This window comes from Hymenobacter sp. APR13 (assembly GCF_000737515.1).
In the GTDB taxonomy this organism is placed as follows: Bacteria; Bacteroidota; Bacteroidia; order Cytophagales; family Hymenobacteraceae; genus Hymenobacter.
On the sequence record NZ_CP006587.1, the window covers coordinates 800,646 to 818,275 of the forward strand.

At 60.0% G+C, this 17,630-nt stretch carries 13 protein-coding genes and 2 tRNA genes; 6 read left to right on the top strand and 9 right to left on the bottom strand.

The genetic code is table 11. The features are described 5' to 3' along the window. The first annotated feature begins 1 nt into the window (after position 1). Entirely contained in the window at positions 2–187 is a 186-nt protein-coding gene (locus N008_RS22950) for a hypothetical protein (RefSeq protein ID WP_156108989.1), read from the top strand. A gap of 100 nt (positions 188–287) precedes the next feature. Here N008_RS22950 and N008_RS03340 read toward each other — a convergent pair whose 3' ends face one another. After that, positions 288–1,556, bottom strand: coding sequence for a zinc dependent phospholipase C family protein (locus N008_RS03340; protein ID WP_044013722.1), 1,269 nt, complete (start codon positions 1,554–1,556; stop codon positions 288–290). Positions 1,557–1,771: 215 nt separating this feature from the next. After that, positions 1,772–5,131, bottom strand: coding sequence for a fibronectin type III domain-containing protein (locus N008_RS03345; protein WP_081910590.1), 3,360 nt, complete (start codon positions 5,129–5,131; stop codon positions 1,772–1,774). Positions 5,132–5,586: 455 nt separating this feature from the next. Here N008_RS03345 and N008_RS22955 point away from each other — a divergent pair, with 455 nt between their 5' ends. After that, positions 5,587–5,742, top strand: a complete 156-nt coding sequence (locus N008_RS22955; protein WP_156108990.1) for a hypothetical protein — start codon at positions 5,587–5,589, stop codon at positions 5,740–5,742. 124 nt (positions 5,743–5,866) lie between these two features. On the opposite strand, the gene N008_RS03350 is transcribed toward N008_RS22955, so the two are convergent. From N008_RS03350 to mltG, 5 genes are all read right to left on the bottom strand, one after another. Next, positions 5,867–5,951 (bottom strand) — tRNA-Ser (locus N008_RS03350). Positions 5,952–6,023: 72 nt separating this feature from the next. Beyond that, positions 6,024–6,110: transfer RNA gene (locus tag N008_RS03355), tRNA-Ser, on the bottom strand. Positions 6,111–6,243: 133 nt separating this feature from the next. Beyond that, the gene (locus N008_RS03360) at positions 6,244–7,236 is read right to left on the bottom strand and encodes a YihY/virulence factor BrkB family protein (RefSeq protein ID WP_081910591.1); all 993 of its coding nucleotides are present in this window, start codon (positions 7,234–7,236) and stop codon (positions 6,244–6,246) included. A 97-nt stretch (positions 7,237–7,333) separates the two neighbouring features. Beyond that, positions 7,334–7,819 (bottom strand): acyl-CoA thioesterase, encoded by a 486-nt coding sequence (locus N008_RS03365; RefSeq protein ID WP_044013726.1) that lies wholly within the window; start codon positions 7,817–7,819, stop codon positions 7,334–7,336. 103 nt (positions 7,820–7,922) lie between these two features. After that, complete coding sequence (gene mltG, locus N008_RS03370) at positions 7,923–8,993, bottom strand: endolytic transglycosylase MltG (RefSeq protein ID WP_052381151.1); 1,071 nt, start codon at positions 8,991–8,993, stop codon at positions 7,923–7,925. Between the two features lie 221 nt (positions 8,994–9,214). On the opposite strand from mltG, the gene N008_RS21270 reads away from it, so the two are divergent. Both N008_RS21270 and N008_RS03380 read left to right on the top strand, forming a co-directional pair. After that, positions 9,215–11,038 (top strand): T9SS type A sorting domain-containing protein, encoded by a 1,824-nt coding sequence (locus tag N008_RS21270; RefSeq protein ID WP_052381152.1) that lies wholly within the window; start codon positions 9,215–9,217, stop codon positions 11,036–11,038. Positions 11,039–11,298: 260 nt separating this feature from the next. Next, entirely contained in the window at positions 11,299–11,931 is a 633-nt protein-coding gene (locus N008_RS03380; RefSeq protein WP_044013728.1) for an L-threonylcarbamoyladenylate synthase, read from the top strand. Between the two features lie 175 nt (positions 11,932–12,106). Here the strand turns inward: N008_RS03380 and N008_RS03385 are convergent, their stop codons facing one another. Together N008_RS03385 and N008_RS03390 are read right to left on the bottom strand one after the other, a co-directional pair. Continuing rightward, a complete protein-coding gene (locus tag N008_RS03385; protein WP_052381153.1) occupies positions 12,107–12,991 on the bottom strand; it encodes a lysophospholipid acyltransferase family protein in 885 nt (294 codons plus the stop codon). 9 nt (positions 12,992–13,000) lie between these two features. Further along, the gene (locus N008_RS03390; RefSeq protein WP_156108991.1) at positions 13,001–13,807 is read right to left on the bottom strand and encodes a hypothetical protein; all 807 of its coding nucleotides are present in this window, start codon (positions 13,805–13,807) and stop codon (positions 13,001–13,003) included. A 366-nt stretch (positions 13,808–14,173) separates the two neighbouring features. Between N008_RS03390 and N008_RS03395 the strand changes: the two genes are divergently transcribed. Then, complete coding sequence (locus tag N008_RS03395) at positions 14,174–14,812, top strand: WbqC family protein (RefSeq protein ID WP_044013732.1); 639 nt, start codon at positions 14,174–14,176, stop codon at positions 14,810–14,812. A 120-nt stretch (positions 14,813–14,932) separates the two neighbouring features. After that, positions 14,933–17,554 (top strand): ATP-dependent Clp protease ATP-binding subunit, encoded by a 2,622-nt coding sequence (locus N008_RS03400; protein WP_044013734.1) that lies wholly within the window; start codon positions 14,933–14,935, stop codon positions 17,552–17,554. The last annotated feature ends 76 nt before the right edge of the window (positions 17,555–17,630 follow it).

Sequence of the window (17,630 nt, forward strand, 5' to 3'; positions counted from 1 at the left end):
TATGTTCGCCCTTATCTGCCGCCTGTCCCTGGTCCTGGTCTTCGTTTCGATGAGCATTTGCTCGGCTTTCACGGCAGCGGCCCAGCCGTTTTTCCGGCTGCCCATCCTGCGCACTACCGTTAAGCAGAAATCGGGCAAACTCCACCGTCCGGTCTACCGCACCTACAAGGCCTACCGCCAGTACTAAGCACACCTACTCCAACAAAACGAGGGGCGGGCCGGACCGTCGAATGGTCTGGACCCCGCCCCTCCGTTTTGTTGGAGTAGATGTCTGCTTGCGGCCAGCGCTACTTCACGTCCAGCTCTTTCAGTTGCGCCAGGGCCTCCATGGTTTTTGCGCGGGTGCTAGCTTCTTTTTCGTCTTCATCGACAGGTTCCTTGGGACTGGGGCCAAAGAAGGTGAGAATGTTGCGCTGCACCGGCGTCGTCAGGCCGTCAAACTTGTTGTCGGCCAGCTTGCGCACCCATTCGCCGTAGGTTTCATCGGTCAGCTCATATTCGCCCACCACTGTCGGGCGGCCGGTGTCGAAGTCGGTATTGGGCAGCACTTGCCGGGAAACCGTGACCGTATCGGCGGGCTCGGCTTCCACATGGCGGCAGTAGCTGGTCATCACCTGCCGAAAGCTGGTCTTGAATAAGGCTTGCGCTTCCGGCGTCGGCAGCTTGAACGCGAAAGGCTCCAGCGGACCTATTTTGGGTAGCACCCGCACAAAATACGACAGCACCCGGGCCCCGGTACCAGGCTTTTGGTAGTCGGTGCCGTATTGCTTGCGGTAGTCGTGCTCACTCTGGTCGTAGACGTACTCGCGCCGACGGGCCTGCGGGCTGAGTCGCCGGATTTCTTTTTTCTGCGACTGCCACGCCGCCCGGCTGGCAATCGGAATCAGGCTGCGCACGGCAAACCGAAACGAGCTGATGGCCAGGTCCACGTTGAAGATCACCTTGCCCAGTTCCAGTCCATAGGTTTTGCGAAACGCCCGCTCCAGCACCGGCTTGCTCACCTGAAACCCGATATAGCGCTGGTAGTCGGCAGTGCGGTAGCGGCCGGCGGCCAGCTGCACCACATCAAAGGCAAACTCCAACTGCGTGTGCTGCACCGGGGCTTCTTCGTAGGTGATTTCTGTCCCGAATTTCCGCCGCAGATCCGGGTATACCGACGCCATGGCCTTGTTGGTACCTTCAGGATGCCCTATCACGTCGGCCGAGTAGTGCGCCAGGGCGCCGAGCGCAAACGCGTATTCATTGCGGCCGTGAGCTTCGTCCAGTAGGTTGCGCACAAAGTCGCCGCTGCGCACATAGTGCGTAAGGTTGGTGAACAGCTCCGAGCCGAATGGGTAAAAGCCCATATCCTGAATGATGGAGCCGCCGTAGGCGTAGCTCTTTGCCTCAATGAGCTGCTCCTCGGTGGCACCCGGGTAGCGCTTCTGCAACATAGGCATCAGGCAGCGGGTCCAGGAAGAATCGATATTGGCCTGGTGGGTAAGCACCGAGTAGGCAGATGCGGAAGAGGGAAACAGCAACAGCAGCGCCAGAATCCCAAGTAGCCATTTTAGCATAGGTAGCAGAAATGCTAAGCGAAGGCCGGGCACAGCACCCTGGATCGGAAAGCATTGCATCTACGCGCCGTACGGACCGGGGTTGTACTGTAGCGCTTGCCAGTTTCCGCGCATCGGCAACGTGGTAAAGCCCTCGAAACAAAAAAGAGGACCAGACGTGTGTCTGGCCCTCTTTTACTAGCAGCTTGGGCGTCATTACCCTGCTGGTATGTGCGCTATTCCAGCACTACTTTCCGCGTTACGGTGTGGGCACCTACCTGCACCCGCATTGTGTAGAAGCCTTTGGCCAGGTTCTGCACCGGCAGCGCCTGCTCCAGTGCCCCACCCCGAACGGTTAGCTCCTGGTGCATCACCTGCTGGCCGAGGGCGTTCAGCAATTGCACCTGCACCGCCGATACGCCGGCTTCCGCGCCACGCAGGCGCAACGTCAGCGGGCCGCTCTGGTGAGGCGTCGGGAACACACTCACCTCACCGCCCGGCAGCTGGCCCATGCCCGTGCTCAGGGTAGAAGTAAGAGCAATGGTGAAGGCGCCCTGCGTATCGCTGGAGCCGTAGCCTGATACAGAAACGTAGTAAGTGGTGCTTGGCGTGAGCGAAGGCAGCGCCATCGGACCGGCGGCCGTGCCGGAGCCCGTGCTGGCCTGGCAGGCCAGCTGCGTAAACGGCCCGTTGCAGGACGTCGCCGAGAACAGGCGTACCTGCCCGGCCGGTGCGCCCGTTACAACCAGAGAACGTGGCCCGTTGCCGGGAGCCACAAACGAGAACCACACATCCTTAGGGTTGGCGGCGGGGGCGCAGCCGGGGTTAGAATATCCGTTGGCCGCTGAGGCCGTAGCTCCCAAGTTAGACGTTGTCAGAGCGGTACCGTTGGCGGGCAGCGCCGTTGCAGTGCAGGGCTCGTCGTTGGATACCGGTGGCAGCAGCGTCGTGAAGGTAGCTGTTACCGGAGCCGACGACTGGCCGGCACCGCAGCTGCTCACCACCCCTACCGTGTACTGCATGAGGCCCTGTAGGCCCGTCAGTTGAATGGGCGAGTTGCTGCCCGATATTGTTACGGCCGGGCCGGTAGTTGGCGTGGCTACTACCGTATAGCCGCCGGAACCCGTTACCGGAGTGAAGGTAACCGTGGCAGTAGTGCCCGTGATGTTGCTCACAGCTACGTTGCTTACCCGGGGGCACGACGAAATGCTAACGTTATCAAGGCCGATGTCGGTGGAGCCAAAGTCGGCGCGGGCGCGGAAGCGGATAACCGTAGTGGCCGACGTACTGGTAAGAGCCAGCGTCTGGCCACGATAGCCACCCGTAGCACTACCCAGGCGCAGCAGCTGCGGCCCAAACGTGGCGCCGCCGTCCGTAGAAATCTGCACTGTCAGCGAGTCGGAGCCCGTGGTGTTGATGTAGTCGAAAGCCAGCTCCCGGGTTCCGGCGCCGCTCAGGTTCACATATAGATCCATGGTGCCAATCAGGCCCGAGCTGGCGCTGCCGCTGTGGAAGCGGGCCGAGTGGGCGCTGCTTTGGCTGCCAGTGGGAGTGTAGGCGTAGCTGGTGGGCGAGCCCCAGTTGGCGGCCGCGCCGTCGTCTTCGCGCCGCCAGGAGTTGTTGCCCGTCAGAGGTGAGTTGCGCCAGTTGTTGCTAGGCACGTCGCGCGTGGCGCACCGGTTCAGCCAGGTGCCCTCAAATGTCTCGCTGAACGGCAGCGTGGCGTACAAAGGCGTTACGCAATCAGTACGGAAAGCCCCCGGGCCGCCATTGGCGGAGGAAGAGCCCCCACAATCTTGACGCACATAGAACTGGTATTCGGTGCTGGCTGTGAGGCCCTGGATGGTTGCCGAAGTTCCCGTGATACCGCTGAGCGTCTGGCTGCCGGCACCGCCCGGCGTGAAGCCAGTAGGGCCATAGAACACTGTGTACGTACCCGTGCCAGCGCTGGCCCACGACACCGTAGCCGTGGTGGCCGTTACCGACGTAACGGCCAGGCCGAGCGGGCTCAGGCAGTTGCTGAACGATTCCAGCCGCACGTTATCGAGGCCGATGTCGGTGGTGCCGAAGTCAGCGCGGGCGCGGAAGCGGATAACCGTAGTGGCCGACGTACTGGTGAGCGTCAGGTTCTGGGAGCGGAAACCGCCGGTAGCACTGCCCAAGCGCAGCAGCTGCGGCCCGAAGGTGAGGCCACCGTCGGTCGATACCTGCACCGTCAGCGAGTCAGAGCCCGTGGTATTGATGAAGTCGAAGCTCAGTCGTTTATTGCCGGCGCCGCTCAAGTTCGCAAACAGGTCGAGGGTGCCAATCAGGCCCGAGCTGGCGCTGCCGCTGTGGAAGCGGGCCGAGTGGGCGCTACTCTGGCTGCCAGTGGGAGTGTAGGCGTAGCTGGTGGGCGAGCCCCAGTTGGCGGCCGCGCCGTCGTCTTCGCGCCGCCAGGAGTTGTTGCCCGTCAGAGGTGAGTTGCGCCAGTTGTTGCTGGGCACGTCGCGCGTGGCGCACCGGTCCAGCCAGGTGCCCTCAAACGTCTCGCTGAACGGCAGCGTGGCGTACAGAGGCGTTACGCACTCGGTACGAAAAGCCCCGACGTTGGAACGGTTGGAAGAACTGCCGGAGCAGAGCTGCGTGACGTAAAACTGATAGTTCGTGCTGGGCGACAGGCCCGGAATGGTTACTGAAGTGCTGGTGCTGGTAATCGTCTGGCCACCGGTGCCTGGCGTAAAGCCGGTTGGGCCATAGTTGATGGAGAACGTGCCACCGCCCCCGGTTACGCTCCAGGTAACCAACGCCGAAGTAGCGGTGGTACTGGTTACGGCCAGGTTACGGGGCGTGGGGCAGCCCGTAGCTGGCGGCGGCGTAAACGCGTAAATCTGGCCGGCTGCTGGCAGCGTGCTGATGGTGTTGGTTTCGGTGGTTGAGCTAACCGTGGGCGAGGCACTCGTATTGCCCAGCGACAAGAATGGAATGGGCGTGCCCGTGCCCGCAATGCCAATAGACGCCGAAGGCGAGTTCACCGCGCCGCCTTCCGGACGGTACACAAATTCGATACGATTGGAGGTTTCGTACAGCTTCACCTGAAACGACACCACCGCCGCCGTAGCGTTGTAGTTCCACGACCAGTTCTGCCATTCGAATGTAAAAACGCGGTTGGGCGCGGTGCCACTGGTTTGGTAGCGGGCCGCGCTGTTAGGCAGTTCGCCGCCCAAGTCGTCCCAGAGCGGGGCTACCAGAGGCAGTTGAGTGGCTCCACTACCAGTGGTCAGGTTGTTGGTCAGGCTGCTGGTGGCGCTGCTGTTGAACGACAGAAAGCCATTGGAGCTAGCGTAGACATTGGTGTACGGAACACCATCGAAGGAAAACGGAAACCCAATGGGCAAGGCATCGGAAATAGCATCGTCGTCCTGCACCGCCGTAGCCACGGGAGCCGTTCCCGGCAACGGCGCGTACGTGCCGGTAGTGGCCGCAAACTGATAGGCATCGGCCTGGGCGCGGGCCTGCCCCGCGCTTAGCGCAAACAACGCCAGACTACCGGCCGCTACTACAAGCTGGTGCCAGCTACGGCGTGCACGGCGAATAATGGGTAGAGGTTTTTGCATGGAGTAACCTGAAAAGTGAAAGAAGGACGATAAGCCGGATTAAACTCATAGTGCTGTTTGCGTGGCAATTGCAGCACATAAAGCGGAGGTAAGATAAGGTCAGATGGCAGCAATCCAAATCAATACTCTCATTTTCCTACAATTCCCCTCACTAGCTGCCTATCTGATTGCCAGCCACATGGCCGTCAGCGGCACTTCTCCCGTCTTCCCCTGTTTGCGCCTTTTAGGTTGTTCGAAACTGGCGTTCCTGTTGACCGCGCTTTTGCCCTTGCCGCCTGGTCTTTCCGGCCCATCCGCCCCAGCATCAGCGCAGTAGCAGAGGTTGTGATGATGCCTGTGTGGGTCCGGTATGGCTACAGTTGCTTCAGGTTGTGGTGCAGTTGCACCTAAATCTGCCGGAGGCTCTTGTTACGTATCTGGTTTAGCACTGATGTTCAACCTGCTAGCTACCAGTTATGGAAAAGGATGCCGTTATCAGACATTCCCGCCGCCAACGCACCAGCCGGCGTTCTTCGCGGCCCAGAATCCGCCGGGAAACCCTGCTGGCCTCTGCCCTGCTGGCACTGCTGGCTGGCTTTGTGTTCTACCACATCTGGCGCTACGGCTGGTAGTAGCAGGTGCTACAGCTACAAGCAGTGTGCTGCTAGTCCGCTGCAAAGTGATTCAGCGGTTTAAAAGCGTCTAAAAACAAAAATCCCCTTGGCGGCCGCCAAGGGGATTTTGCAGTTTACTACGCAGAGGAGGAGGGATTCGAACCCCCGGAGGTTTAACCCTCAACGGTTTTCAAGACCGCCGCAATCGACCACTCTGCCACTCCTCTAAGGTCATTCAACAACAAGCAATGCCTCCGGCCAAGTGAACCTTGGGCCGTGGCAGGTGCTTATTGGCACTGTAGAGAGGGGGGGATTCGAACCCCCGATACCCTTGCAGGTATAACGGATTTCGAATCCGTCGCATTCGACCACTCTGCCACCTCTCTAGGGTCCAAACTGAGTGGTTTGGGACGACAAAAGTAGCAGCGCCGCCCACCCATCACAACTTTTGGGCATTTATTTTTCTAAAAAACGCCCCCTCCTCTACCCTTTCCGGGGTTTCAACCTGATAATCAGGCGCTAAATTTTCACTTGCTGATTGCGTACTCGGTTCAGCAAACGCAACCCGGCGGCGTTGTTGCGCAGCCGGCCCGTCACGGCATCAATGCTGACGTTGATTTCGAAACCCAGAATCAGGGTCATGCACACGAAATCCAGCCACACCATGAAGCCCACGAGCGTGCCCACTGAGCCGTAGAAGTGGTTGTAGCTGTCGAAAATCTTCACGTAGAGGATGAACAGGAACGACACCAGGAAGATCAGCAACGTGGCCACAATGGCCCCGGCCGACAGGAAGGGCCACTTGTCGTGCACGGGCGGCACGTAGTAATACACGAGGCAGGTAGTGAGCAGGAACAGCCCCACCACCGAGCCGTATTTGATGACCGTAATCAGTTCAGCCGTATACTGCTCGGGCACGATTTCGTGAAACACCAGCGCATCAATAATATAGGTACCGAAGAAGATGCCCACCACCGACACCAGCAGCACCGACGACAGCACCACCGTCAGCAGCGTGGCAATGACCCGCTTGCGCACGTAGGTGCGCTTCTTGAACGAGGGGTACTTCTTCTCGAAGGCGTCGAGCAGGGCCATGATGCCGTTGGAGCTCAGCACCAGCGCCGTGGCAAAACCAAACGACAGCAACCCGCCGTGCGGAATGTTCACGATGTCTTCGATGGTGCCCGAAATGGCCCGATACATCTCACCCGGAATCAGGTCGGCCAGAAACTCCAGAATGTACAGGTTTAGGTTCGGGATGCGGATATACGGGATGAGCGTGAACAGAAAGATAATGGTGGGAAAGATGGCAATGGTGAAGTTGAACGCCATGTAGGAGGCGCGCTTGGCAATGCCATCCAGCCGGATTTCCTGCATCAGCCGGTCCACCACATCATACACCGAGGCCCGGCCGCCGGCAAAGCGCAGCCGCTTCAGAAACACAATAGCCTTCCGGTACGACCGGCGGCGGCGTACATCGGGCAAGTGGTAGCGGCGGGTGGGCAGGCGCATGTGGTCTGGATGGTTGAATTGTTTGATGGCTAAAGGGTTGGTTGTTCAACGAGGTTACAGAACAACCAACCCTTTAACAATGCAGCCATTAAACCATTCATTTTAAAAACGCGGCCGGGGCCGGCGCGTCGCTGGGGGCTTTGGGAGGCGTGAGCGGGCTGCCGGCTTCGTCGTCGGTGAAGTAGCCGGACAGCTTCTGCTGGATGTGCGGCGGGATGGGCACCGGGCGGCCGGTGCTCATGTTCACGAACACCATCAGGGTGTGGCCTTCGGTGAGTAGTTCCTGGGCCTCGTTGTAGATTTCGTATTCGAACAGCACCCGCGAGCCTTCGGCGGGCTGCTTGAGCAGCAGGCGCACCGTTAGCAGGTCGTCGTAGCGGGCGGGGCGGCGGAAGCGGGTGCGTATCTCCCCTACTGGCATGCCCACGCCTTCGGCTTCCAGGTCTTTGTAGCTGATGCCCAGTTGGCGGAAGGCCTCGGTGCGGCACACCTCGAAGTAGGCCGCGTAGTTGCCGTGGTACACGTAGCCCATCTGGTCGGTTTCGGCGTACCGCACGCGGATCTGGGTGTCGGAAGAATACATTGGGTTGAATGGTTAAATGGCGACATGATTAAATGGATGACTGTTAAACGATCCGTCAGCACGACCAACAATTTAACAATGCAGCCATCTAACCATTGAAGCGCTACTTCATAATCCCGCTCCGCGTGAGGGCAGCCTGGTAGCGGCGGGCGTTTACGAGGTGCTCCTGCTCGTTGCGGGCGAAGGCGTGGTAGCCGCTGAAGTCCTCCTTCGCGCAGAAGTAGAGGTAGTCGTGGCGCTCGGGGTTCAGCACCGCGTCGATGCTGGCAATGCTGGGCAGATTGATGGGGCCGGGCGGCAGGCCGGCGTACTTGTAGGTGTTGTAAGGCGAGTCTTTGGTGAGGTGCACGTTGAGCACCCGTTTGATGGTGAAATCCTGGTTGGCGTACACCACCGTGGGGTCGGCCTGGAGCTTCATGCCGCGGCGCAGGCGGTTGAGGTACACGCCAGCCACGCGCGGACGCTCATCGGCGTGCTGCTGCTGCTCGGCCTCCACGATGCTGGCCAGGGTGCTGACTTCGGCGCGGCTAAGGTTCATGGCTTTGCGCTTGGCGTCGCGGGCAGGCGTCCAGAACTTCTCGTACTCCTTTTTCATGCGCTGCATGAGGTTGTCGGGCGTGGAGTTCCAGTACAGCTCGTAAGTGTTCGGAATGAACATGGTCATAATGCTCGTGGTGTCGAAGCCCAGGCTTTTGGTGTAGCTGGGGCTGCTGAGCAGGCTGTCGAACTGGCCGGGGCGGGCATCAATGGCCGTGTTGAGCTTTTGGGCCAGATCCTGGCGCAGGCGGATATTCTGGAACGTAAGCTTAAGCGGCGATTGGCGGCCGGTGCGTAGCGCGTTGATCAGCTCGCGGTTAGTGTAGCCGTCTTTCAGCTCGTAGCGGCCAGGCTTCACCAGCTTTTCGTACTTCATCACCTTGGCCACGAAGCGCAGACTGAGCTTATCCACGATGACGCCGGTGGCCTCCACCGAGTCCAGCACCGACTTTGCGGTCTGACCGCGGCGTACCAGCACGTAGGTGGGCGTTTTGGTTTCTACGTTCGGCGTAAAGAAAACCTGGTAGAAATAGTAGGAAAACGTAATCAGAATCAGGCCCGAAATACCGGTGATGTACGCGAACCGGTTGCGGCGTTTCAGGGCCTTGGCTTTGTAGTCGATGCGGGGTTTGGCCATCGGGAAGGAAGGTGGTCAGGTTACCGGAGTATGAAGTTCCGGAATGCGGATTGGCGGGAGAAACCGTTTAGAGTAGCTTTACGGTTCAAAAGTACGCGGAATCCGGCAGTGCCGAAGCTTGCGCACGTTTGCCCGGCTCGGGAGCCAACCTTTGGCCCGGGTTTGCGTCCTTACCTGCAATACACCCATTCACATCCTCGTTTTTTACCCTCATTTCACCCATGCAACACTCCTACTCTTCCCGGTGGCAGCGGCTGGCCCTTCTGGCCGCACTGGGCCTGTTTGGCTCTACGGCTGCCCAGGCACAGCTAGCTACCTATAGCTTCACCAACGCTGCCGGCGACGAGGCGACGCTGCCAGCTGATGCCCAGCCGATCAACGCTTCGTTTAGCCCAATGAGCCGTGGTACCGGCCTCACACCTTCCCCAGGCAGTGGTTCAATTTCGGCCACCGGCTGGTCGCTGGCTGCCTTGGATGCCGCCGATTACTTTGCTTTCACGGTACAGCCTGCCTCCGGCTTCCAGGTGCGCCTCGACAGCCTGGTGCTGGATGAGCGCCGCTCCGGCACCGGCATCCGCGACTGGTCGGTACGCTCCAGCGTCGACAATTTCGCGACTGACTTGATTACGGTGAACGTGCCCGACGACAGCAACACGCGCACCAATAAGAAGATTGTGCTGCCCGCAGCTTTCGCCGCCCGCACCGGGGCTGTGGAGTTCCGGATCTATGGCTACAATTCGGAAGCCATTGCCGGCTCGTGGCGCATAGACAATGTGCGCACGTATGGTTTGGTTAGCGCCACGGGCGGCACTACCACGCCTACCGTGGAGTTTGGCGCTGCATCGGCTACTGTAGCCGAAAACGTGGGTGTGGTGCAGATTCCGGTTCGCCTGAGCAGCGTTAGCGCGCAGGCTGTAACCGTAGATGTGGTACTGGCTACTCCGGCTGGCACTGCCACCTCTCCTGCCGACTACACCTATACCACCCAGACCCTCACTTTTCCGGCCAACAGCACCACCGCCCAGAACGCCACGCTCACCATCGTGGACGACGCCGTGGCTGAATCCAGCGAAACCATTATCCTGAAGCTGCAGAACGCACTGCCCGCCGGCTCGGCCACGGTATCGGCTGACAGCTACACCATCACTGTTACCGACAATGACACGCCTACCGGCCCTGTCGTATCGACGGTAGCAGCCCTGACTGTGAATGACGCCAACGGCGTGCCTACCCAGAACACGCAGGTAGTATCAGCTCGCGGTACGGTATATGGCGTAAACCAGCGGACGGCTGGCTACCAGTTCACGCTGATCGACAACACGGGCGGTATCGGCCTGTTTGCATCGGCCGCTATCGGCACCAACGTGCTGGCTGAAGGCGACTCCGTGCTGGTTACCGGTGCGCTGGGCCAGTTCAACGGCCTGAGCCAGATTTCAATGACCGGCATTACGCCGCTGGGCCGGGCCCGTCGCACGTATTCGCCCCGCGCCGTAGTGGCCGCCCTCACCGAAAACGAAGAATCGGAACTGATTTCCATTGCCACGCCCGTTACTCTGGTGACGCCTTCCCAGTGGACGGGTGCCGCTACGGCCTACAACGTAGACGTTACCACAGCTGCCGGGGTAGTGTATCAGATGCGGGTTCCTGCCAACTCCGACTTCGCTGGCAAGCCTGCGCCTACCACGCCGTTCCTGCTCACCGGCATCGGCGGACAGTTCGACAACACCTCGCCCTACACTACTGGCTACCAAATTGTGCCACGCCGCTACTCGGATCTGGCCTTCGTGCAATCGGCCGCCGAGCCCGCCTTCGCCAAGAGCCTGGCGCTGTACCCGAACCCTGCTACCAGCCAGCTCACGCTGCGTGTAGCCGGCGCCCGTGGGGCTCAGGTGGAAATCCTGAACTCGCTCGGCCAGGTGGTAAGCCGCTCAACGGCCACTACCGACCTGACCACTCTGAACGTGGCGTCGTTGCCGGCCGGCATGTACGGTGTGCGCCTCACTACGTCAGAAGGCTCGGCTACCCGTCGTTTCGTAAAGCAATAAGCAATGTGGCTAACGGCCACCTGCTAAAAAGGCTCCGGCATACTGCCGGAGCCTTTTTTTGTGCCGGCTACGGTGCCGGACCGAAGCCAGTGGCCGGGCGTTTGCCGGCGGCGTGATACAGTTTAATAATGTGCTGCCTGTAACCTGCAGTGCAAAAACCACGAACAGGTTGGCAGTTCTCTGTTACAAGGGCTACCTTGCCCGCTTCGACGCTACTTCGGTTGTGTTCGTCGTCTTCTCACTTCATTTCTTGTCTTGCCATGGCCGCTACGCTGCTCCGCATTCACCCCGAAAATCCGCCCCAGAACCGTATCCAGCAGGTAGTAGATGTGCTACGCCGTGGGGGAATTATTATTTATCCGACGGACACGGTGTATGGCATTGGGTGCGATATTCATAATGCGAAGGCTGTTGACAAGCTGTGCCGCATCAAAGGGCTGAACCCGGAAAAGGCCATGCTCAGCTTCATCTGCGCCGATTTGTCGCACATCAGCGACTACGCCCACGGCATCACCACGCCCACCTACAAAGTGATTAAGCGCGCTCTGCCCGGGCCGTTCACGTTCATCTTCGAAGCCAGCTCCAAAGTGCCGCGCCAGGGCGGCAAGCAGCGCAAAACCGTCGGTATCCGCGTGCCCGACAACCAGATCATCATTCAGCTGGTGCGCGAGCTGGGCAACCCCATCATGAGCACCTCGGTGCGCGAAGACGAAAACACGCTCGACGAGTACGTAACCGACCCCGACCTGATCTTCGAGAAATACCGCTCCCTGGTAGACCTCGTCATCGACGGCGGCTTCGGCAACAACGTCCCCAGCACCATCATCGACTGCACCAACGACGATTTCGAGTTGGTCCGCCAGGGCGCCGGCGACATCGAGCAGTATCTGTAACAGCTGGCTGTCATTGAGAGCAGCGCGAAGCAATCCTTCCTCTCGTGGCAGGCACGACCCTGAAGCAGAAAGCCCTCCGGCATTAGGTTACTAGCCTACTGCCGGAGGGCTTGTCTGTAAATCGAGGCTTTCGTCTTTTAGAGGAAGGATTGCTTCGCGCTGCTCGCAATGACAGCTAAGGGCGCTTGTGCTTCCACCTTCTGTGCGTCCAAAGATAGTCGGCGGGAAAATCCTGAATATCCCGCTCCAGCTGGCGCACGAAAGCTTCCGTGATGGGGAAATCGTTGGCAGGCAGCGGCGCGTCGCCGTCGTATAGCTCCGTAAGGATGATTTGGTAGTAGCCGCGACGCAGGCGGCGGATGCTCACGTACACCACCGGGCAATGGAAGCGGGCCGCCAGCCGGTCGGCGCTGGTGTAGAAGCCGGAATCCTGGTGCATGAACTCAGTCCAGTAGGGCCGATCTTCGGGGCCGGCGGCCTGGTCGGAGAGCAGGCTCACCACCCGGGTTTCGCCGCGGCGCTGCAGCATGTCGCGCAGCGTGTCGCGCATCGGAATCAGGCCGGCACCGGTGCGGGTACGCAGTTGGTGCAGAAAGCTCTCAAAAAACGGGTTGTTCAACGGCTTATACACCCCATCCGCGTGCGCCGACAGCCACACGGCCCCCGAAGTCAGCACCCACTCCCAGTTGCCCGCGTGCGACGACAAGCCCAGCACGGTGCGGCCCTGCGCGAAGTGGCGCTCCAGCACCTCGGGGTTGCTGAACCACACCCGCTCCTTCAGCTCGGCGGCGGGCATCACCACCAGCTTCAGCGTTTCCACCATCACCTCCGCGAAGTGCCGGTAAAACTCTTTGGCGATGCGCTGGAGTTCCACTTCCGGCTTTTCCGGGAAAGAGTTGCGCAGGTTAGTCAGTACCACGTTACGGCGGTAGCGCACCACATAGGTCAGCAGCAGGTATATCCCGTCGGCCAGCACGTAGAGCACCGGCAGCGGCAAATGAGCAAGGCCGCGCAACAGCCAGTTTAGCGGGCGGTAATACCAGGGATAGGGCTTGGGCATGCCCCAAAGTTAACGGACCGGACCCGCTCCGGCCGGCGCGTAGTCGGCAGCATCCCGGTGCACCGAAACACTTTGCGTCGTAAGCAACTGGTTTTTAGCGTTGCGCACTTCCACCGTTAGGGTATAGTCGCCGCCGGGCAGCTTGCTCAGGTCCAGCTCGCCCAGCACCGGCGCCGGGCGGCCGGCCTGGCCCCGTACCGCGCCAGTGATGGCCAGCGCGTCGGTTTTGGCCGCGGCGGCCCGCAACCGGTAGCGCAGCACCAGCGGCTGGTCGGCCGCTACGTTGTAGAGCTCAGCATACAGCCAGAGCCGCTCGGCTCCGCGGGCATAAAAGCCGCCCGGGGCCCGCGTGAGGCTGTAGCCTCCTCGGCTGAAATTGCTGGCCTCAGCCCCGCGGGCGGGGGCGCGGGCCAGCAGCACCAGGTCGCTGAGCTGTGGCTTCGGGCCGATGGCAGCCAGCACCAGCGGCTGCTCCACCAGGCTTTGCTTGCCGGCCTGGTATTGGTCGCGCACCAGCGCCCGCAAAGTGTAGGTGCCTTCGGGCAGCAGCAGGCGCTTCTGGAAGCTCAGCGGGTTTTTGATTACGGCCGTAGTGTCGCTGAGTACCGGCGGCTTGAGCGTGATGGTTTCCTGGTACACGGCCTGCCCATCGGGCCGGATTACTTCCAGCGTGAGGGCGGCCGCCGCCTGGTACATTTTCGGCGCCCGGCGCATGTAGCGCAGGCTTTTGCCCGAAACGGTGGCATATATTTCCACTACAACTCCCTTCAGGGCTACGTCTTCGTTGCGAAAACGCGCCACATCGAGCTGTAGCATGGGTGGAGAAGCCGCCTCGGCGAATAAGGAAGTCAGCAGGAGAAATAGCAGAGAGAAATAGCGCATCATGCCAGATTGACAAAACTGTAAACAGGAAACCAGGGTACAACGCAACAAACCCGGTGCCACTGCCGGTTTCCTGCAACCAGCCGAAATACGGTTGTATTAAGACCCATTTCGACCCGGCACCGTCCCTTTTCTGGACGCGCCGTCCGGATACTGGCCGCGGCGGTTGGTCTTCAGCTGCCTTCTTACTGCCTTTTTGCCGGTATAATTTCGGTATTTCTTCAGCGGCAGGCCGCATTATCCGCGGCCGGCGTGCTATGTTGGGGGCCCATTGTTTCTTTCCGCATCCCGTCACCGCTCATGCCTGCCGTCTTATCCGAACTGCCCTACCACCCGCCAATTGCCTTTTTCAGCCAGCTGCTGGGGGTCGATGCCCTGTGGCTGGAAGCCCACGAGCACTACCGCAAGCAAACCTACCGCAACCGCTGCCTGATCCTGACGGCGCAGGGCCAGCAACCCCTCACCGTGCCCGTCGTAGACGGAAACCGCAGCGAGAAAGTAGCCATTTCCGCGCTGGAAATCGATTATCGGCAGAACTGGATTCACCGGCACTGGCGCACGCTGCAAACCGCGTACGGGGGCTCGCCGTACTTTGAATATTACGCCGATTACCTGCACGACATCTACCAGCAAAAGCCCGCGCTTTTGTTTGACCTGAACCTGCAGTTTCTGCGTTTCTACCTCCGCTGCCTGCGCCTGCGCGTGCCGCTGCACTTTACCACCACCTACCTGCCTGCTACCGCTGACCCCTCGCTCCTCCTACCCGACCTGCTCGACTGCCGCGACCACCTGACACCAAAGGCCCAGGCCAGCCCCGAACCTGACAGGACGTCGGGCCGGCCCTACCCCCAGACGTTTGGTAAAGATTTTGTACCGGGGCTCAGCATCTTAGACCTGCTCTTTATGCAGGGCCCGGCCGCCGGCAGTTTTCTCGCGTAGTGCCTACTGCCGCCCCCGAACCTTCGCCCGAGTCAATCTGTTTCAGATTATATCGGCCCAACCTGCACCAAGGCCCAAGGCCCGTTGCAGGGTACCATTTTTCTTCACTACCTTATCTGCATGGAAGCTAAATTCTCAAATCGAGTCAAGGAGGTCATCTCCCTGAGCCGGGAAGAGGCCATCCGGCTCGGGCACGACTATATCGGCACCGAACATCTGTTGCTGGGAATGATTCGCGAAGGGGAAGGCACGGCTATCGGACTGCTCAAGAAATTGGGCGTGTCGGTAGACGAGCTGAAATATGCCCTTGAGCAAGCCACTCGCAACACGGCCACCCAGGGCACGAGCATCACCGGCTCCATCCCGCTGACGAAACAGACCGAGAAAGTCCTCAAGATCACCTACCTCGAAGCCAAAATCTTCAAGAGCGAGATTATCGGTACGGAGCATTTGCTGCTGTCGATTCTGCGCGATGAAGACAACATTTCGTCCCAAATCCTCAGCAAATTCAACGTGAACTACGAATCTGTCCGCGATTCGCTGGATTACCACGGTAACACGGCGAACAACCCCACCAACGGCCCCGAGGCCGATGACGACGACAACGACCGCCTCTTTGGCGGCGGGGCAGGCCGCGGCGGTGCCGGGGCTGGCGCCACGCCCAAGAAAGGCACCGAAAAGTCGCGTACGCCCGTGCTCGACAATTTCGGCCGCGACCTGACCAAGCTGGCCGAGGACGACAAGCTCGACCCAATTGTGGGCCGCGAAAAGGAGATTGAGCGCGTAGCTCAGATCCTGAGCCGCCGCAAAAAGAACAACCCGATTCTGATCGGTGAGCCCGGTGTTGGTAAAACGGCTATTGCCGAAGGTCTCGCCTTGCGCATCATCCAGAAGAAGGTTTCGCGCGTGCTGTTCGGCAAGCGCGTGGTTACGCTGGACCTAGCGTCGCTGGTGGCCGGTACCAAGTACCGCGGCCAGTTCGAGGAGCGCATGAAAGCCGTGATGAACGAGTTGGAAAAGTCGCCCGACGTGATTCTGTTCATCGACGAGCTGCACACGATTGTGGGCGCTGGCGGTGCCTCCGGCTCGCTGGACGCTTCCAACATGTTCAAGCCGGCTCTGGCCCGCGGCGAAATCCAATGCATCGGCGCGACTACGCTCGACGAGTACCGCCAGTACATTGAGAAGGACGGCGCGCTGGCCCGTCGTTTCCAGATGGTAATGGTCGATCCGACCACGCCCGAGGAGACGATTGAAATCCTGCACAACATCAAGGACAAGTACCAGGACCACCACCACGTGGTGTACACCGACAAGGCCATTGAGGCCTGCGTAAAGCTGTCGGACCGCTACATGTCCGACCGGTTCTTGCCCGACAAAGCCATCGACATTCTCGACGAGGCTGGCGCCCGCGTGCACATCAACAACATCGTGGTGCCCGAGGATATTCTCAAGCTCGAAGAGCAGATTGAGAACATCAAGGTGGAAAAAAACCGCGTGGTGAAAAGCCAGAAGTACGAAGAGGCTGCCAAGCTGCGCGACACGGAGAAGAAGCTTATTGATCAGCTCGACCAGGCCAAAAAGGACTGGGAAGAGGAGACCAAGAAGAAGCGCTACACCGTGAAGGAGGAAAACGTGGCCGAAGTAATTGCCATGATGACCGGCATCCCCGTTTCGCGCGTGGCGCAAAACGAAAGCTCCAAGCTCCTGAAAATGGGCGAAGAGCTGCAGGGCAAGGTAATCGGGCAGGACAAGGCCATCAAGCAGCTGGTGAAAGCTATCCAGCGCACCCGCGTTGGCCTGAAAGATCCTAAGAAGCCCATCGGCTCGTTCGTGTTCCTGGGCCCGACGGGCGTAGGTAAGACCGAGCTGGCCAAGGTGCTGGCTACCTACCTCTTCGATAAGGAAGATTCGCTGGTGCGGATTGACATGTCGGAGTACATGGAGAAATTCAGCGTATCGCGCCTGGTAGGCGCGCCTCCCGGCTACGTGGGCTACGAAGAGGGCGGCCAGCTGACGGAGAAAATCCGCCGCAAGCCGTACTCGGTGATTCTGCTCGACGAAATCGAGAAGGCCCACCCCGACGTGTACAACCTGCTCCTGCAAGTGCTGGACGACGGTATCCTGACCGACGGCCTCGGCCGCAAGGTGGACTTCCGCAACACCATCATCATCATGACCTCGAACATCGGGGCGCGTGATCTGCAGGACTTCGGCGCCGGCATCGGCTTCGGCACGAAAGCCCGCAACGAGAACATGGACGAGCTGACGAAGGGCACCATCACCAACGCCCTGCGCAAAACCTTCTCGCCCGAGTTTCTCAACCGTTTGGACGATGTGATTGTCTTCAACTCGCTGGAGAAGAAAGACATCCACAAGATCATCGACATCAGCCTCAGCAAGCTGCTGAGCCGGATCCAGACGCTGGGCTACAAAGTAGAGCTGACCGAAGCCGCCAAGGACTTCGTGGCCGAGAAAGGCTACGACCCCAAATACGGCGCACGTCCGCTCAACCGGGCCATCCAGAAGTACATCGAAGACCCGATTGCCGAGGAAATCCTGAAGGCAGAAATTGCCCAGGGCGACGTCATCACGGCCGATTACACGGCCGGCGCCGAGGAGCTGGTGTTTGCGGTAAGCAAAAGCGGCGAATCGATGAATCTGGCCAGCGACGAGCGGCCGGAGGAAGCGCCGGAGCCATCGGACGACGAGCCGACGGACAACAAGAAGAAAGGCGAATAATCGTCAATAGAGAGTAAGAAACGGCCGGTTCCTGCAAAGGAGCCGGCCGTTTTTGCGTTGTGCACGCTCCTAATCT

Excerpts from the sequence above, each read along its gene's own strand:
- N008_RS22950 (WP_156108989.1), top strand. The coding sequence starts at position 2 with ATGTTCGCCCTTATCTGCCGCCTGTCCCTGGTCCTGGTCTTCGTTTCG.
- N008_RS03340 (WP_044013722.1), bottom strand. The coding sequence starts at position 1,556 with ATGCTAAAATGGCTACTTGGGATTCTGGCGCTGCTGTTGCTGTTTCCC.
- N008_RS03345 (WP_081910590.1), bottom strand. The coding sequence starts at position 5,131 with ATGCAAAAACCTCTACCCATTATTCGCCGTGCACGCCGTAGCTGGCAC.
- N008_RS22955 (WP_156108990.1), top strand. The coding sequence starts at position 5,587 with ATGGAAAAGGATGCCGTTATCAGACATTCCCGCCGCCAACGCACCAGC.
- N008_RS03360 (WP_081910591.1), bottom strand. The coding sequence starts at position 7,236 with ATGCGCCTGCCCACCCGCCGCTACCACTTGCCCGATGTACGCCGCCGC.
- N008_RS03365 (WP_044013726.1), bottom strand. The coding sequence starts at position 7,819 with ATGTATTCTTCCGACACCCAGATCCGCGTGCGGTACGCCGAAACCGAC.
- mltG (WP_052381151.1), bottom strand. The coding sequence starts at position 8,993 with ATGGCCAAACCCCGCATCGACTACAAAGCCAAGGCCCTGAAACGCCGC.
- N008_RS21270 (WP_052381152.1), top strand. The coding sequence starts at position 9,215 with ATGCAACACTCCTACTCTTCCCGGTGGCAGCGGCTGGCCCTTCTGGCC.
- N008_RS03380 (WP_044013728.1), top strand. The coding sequence starts at position 11,299 with ATGGCCGCTACGCTGCTCCGCATTCACCCCGAAAATCCGCCCCAGAAC.
- N008_RS03385 (WP_052381153.1), bottom strand. The coding sequence starts at position 12,991 with ATGCCCAAGCCCTATCCCTGGTATTACCGCCCGCTAAACTGGCTGTTG.
- N008_RS03390 (WP_156108991.1), bottom strand. The coding sequence starts at position 13,807 with ATGCTACAGCTCGATGTGGCGCGTTTTCGCAACGAAGACGTAGCCCTG.
- N008_RS03395 (WP_044013732.1), top strand. The coding sequence starts at position 14,174 with ATGCCTGCCGTCTTATCCGAACTGCCCTACCACCCGCCAATTGCCTTT.
- N008_RS03400 (WP_044013734.1), top strand. The coding sequence starts at position 14,933 with ATGGAAGCTAAATTCTCAAATCGAGTCAAGGAGGTCATCTCCCTGAGC.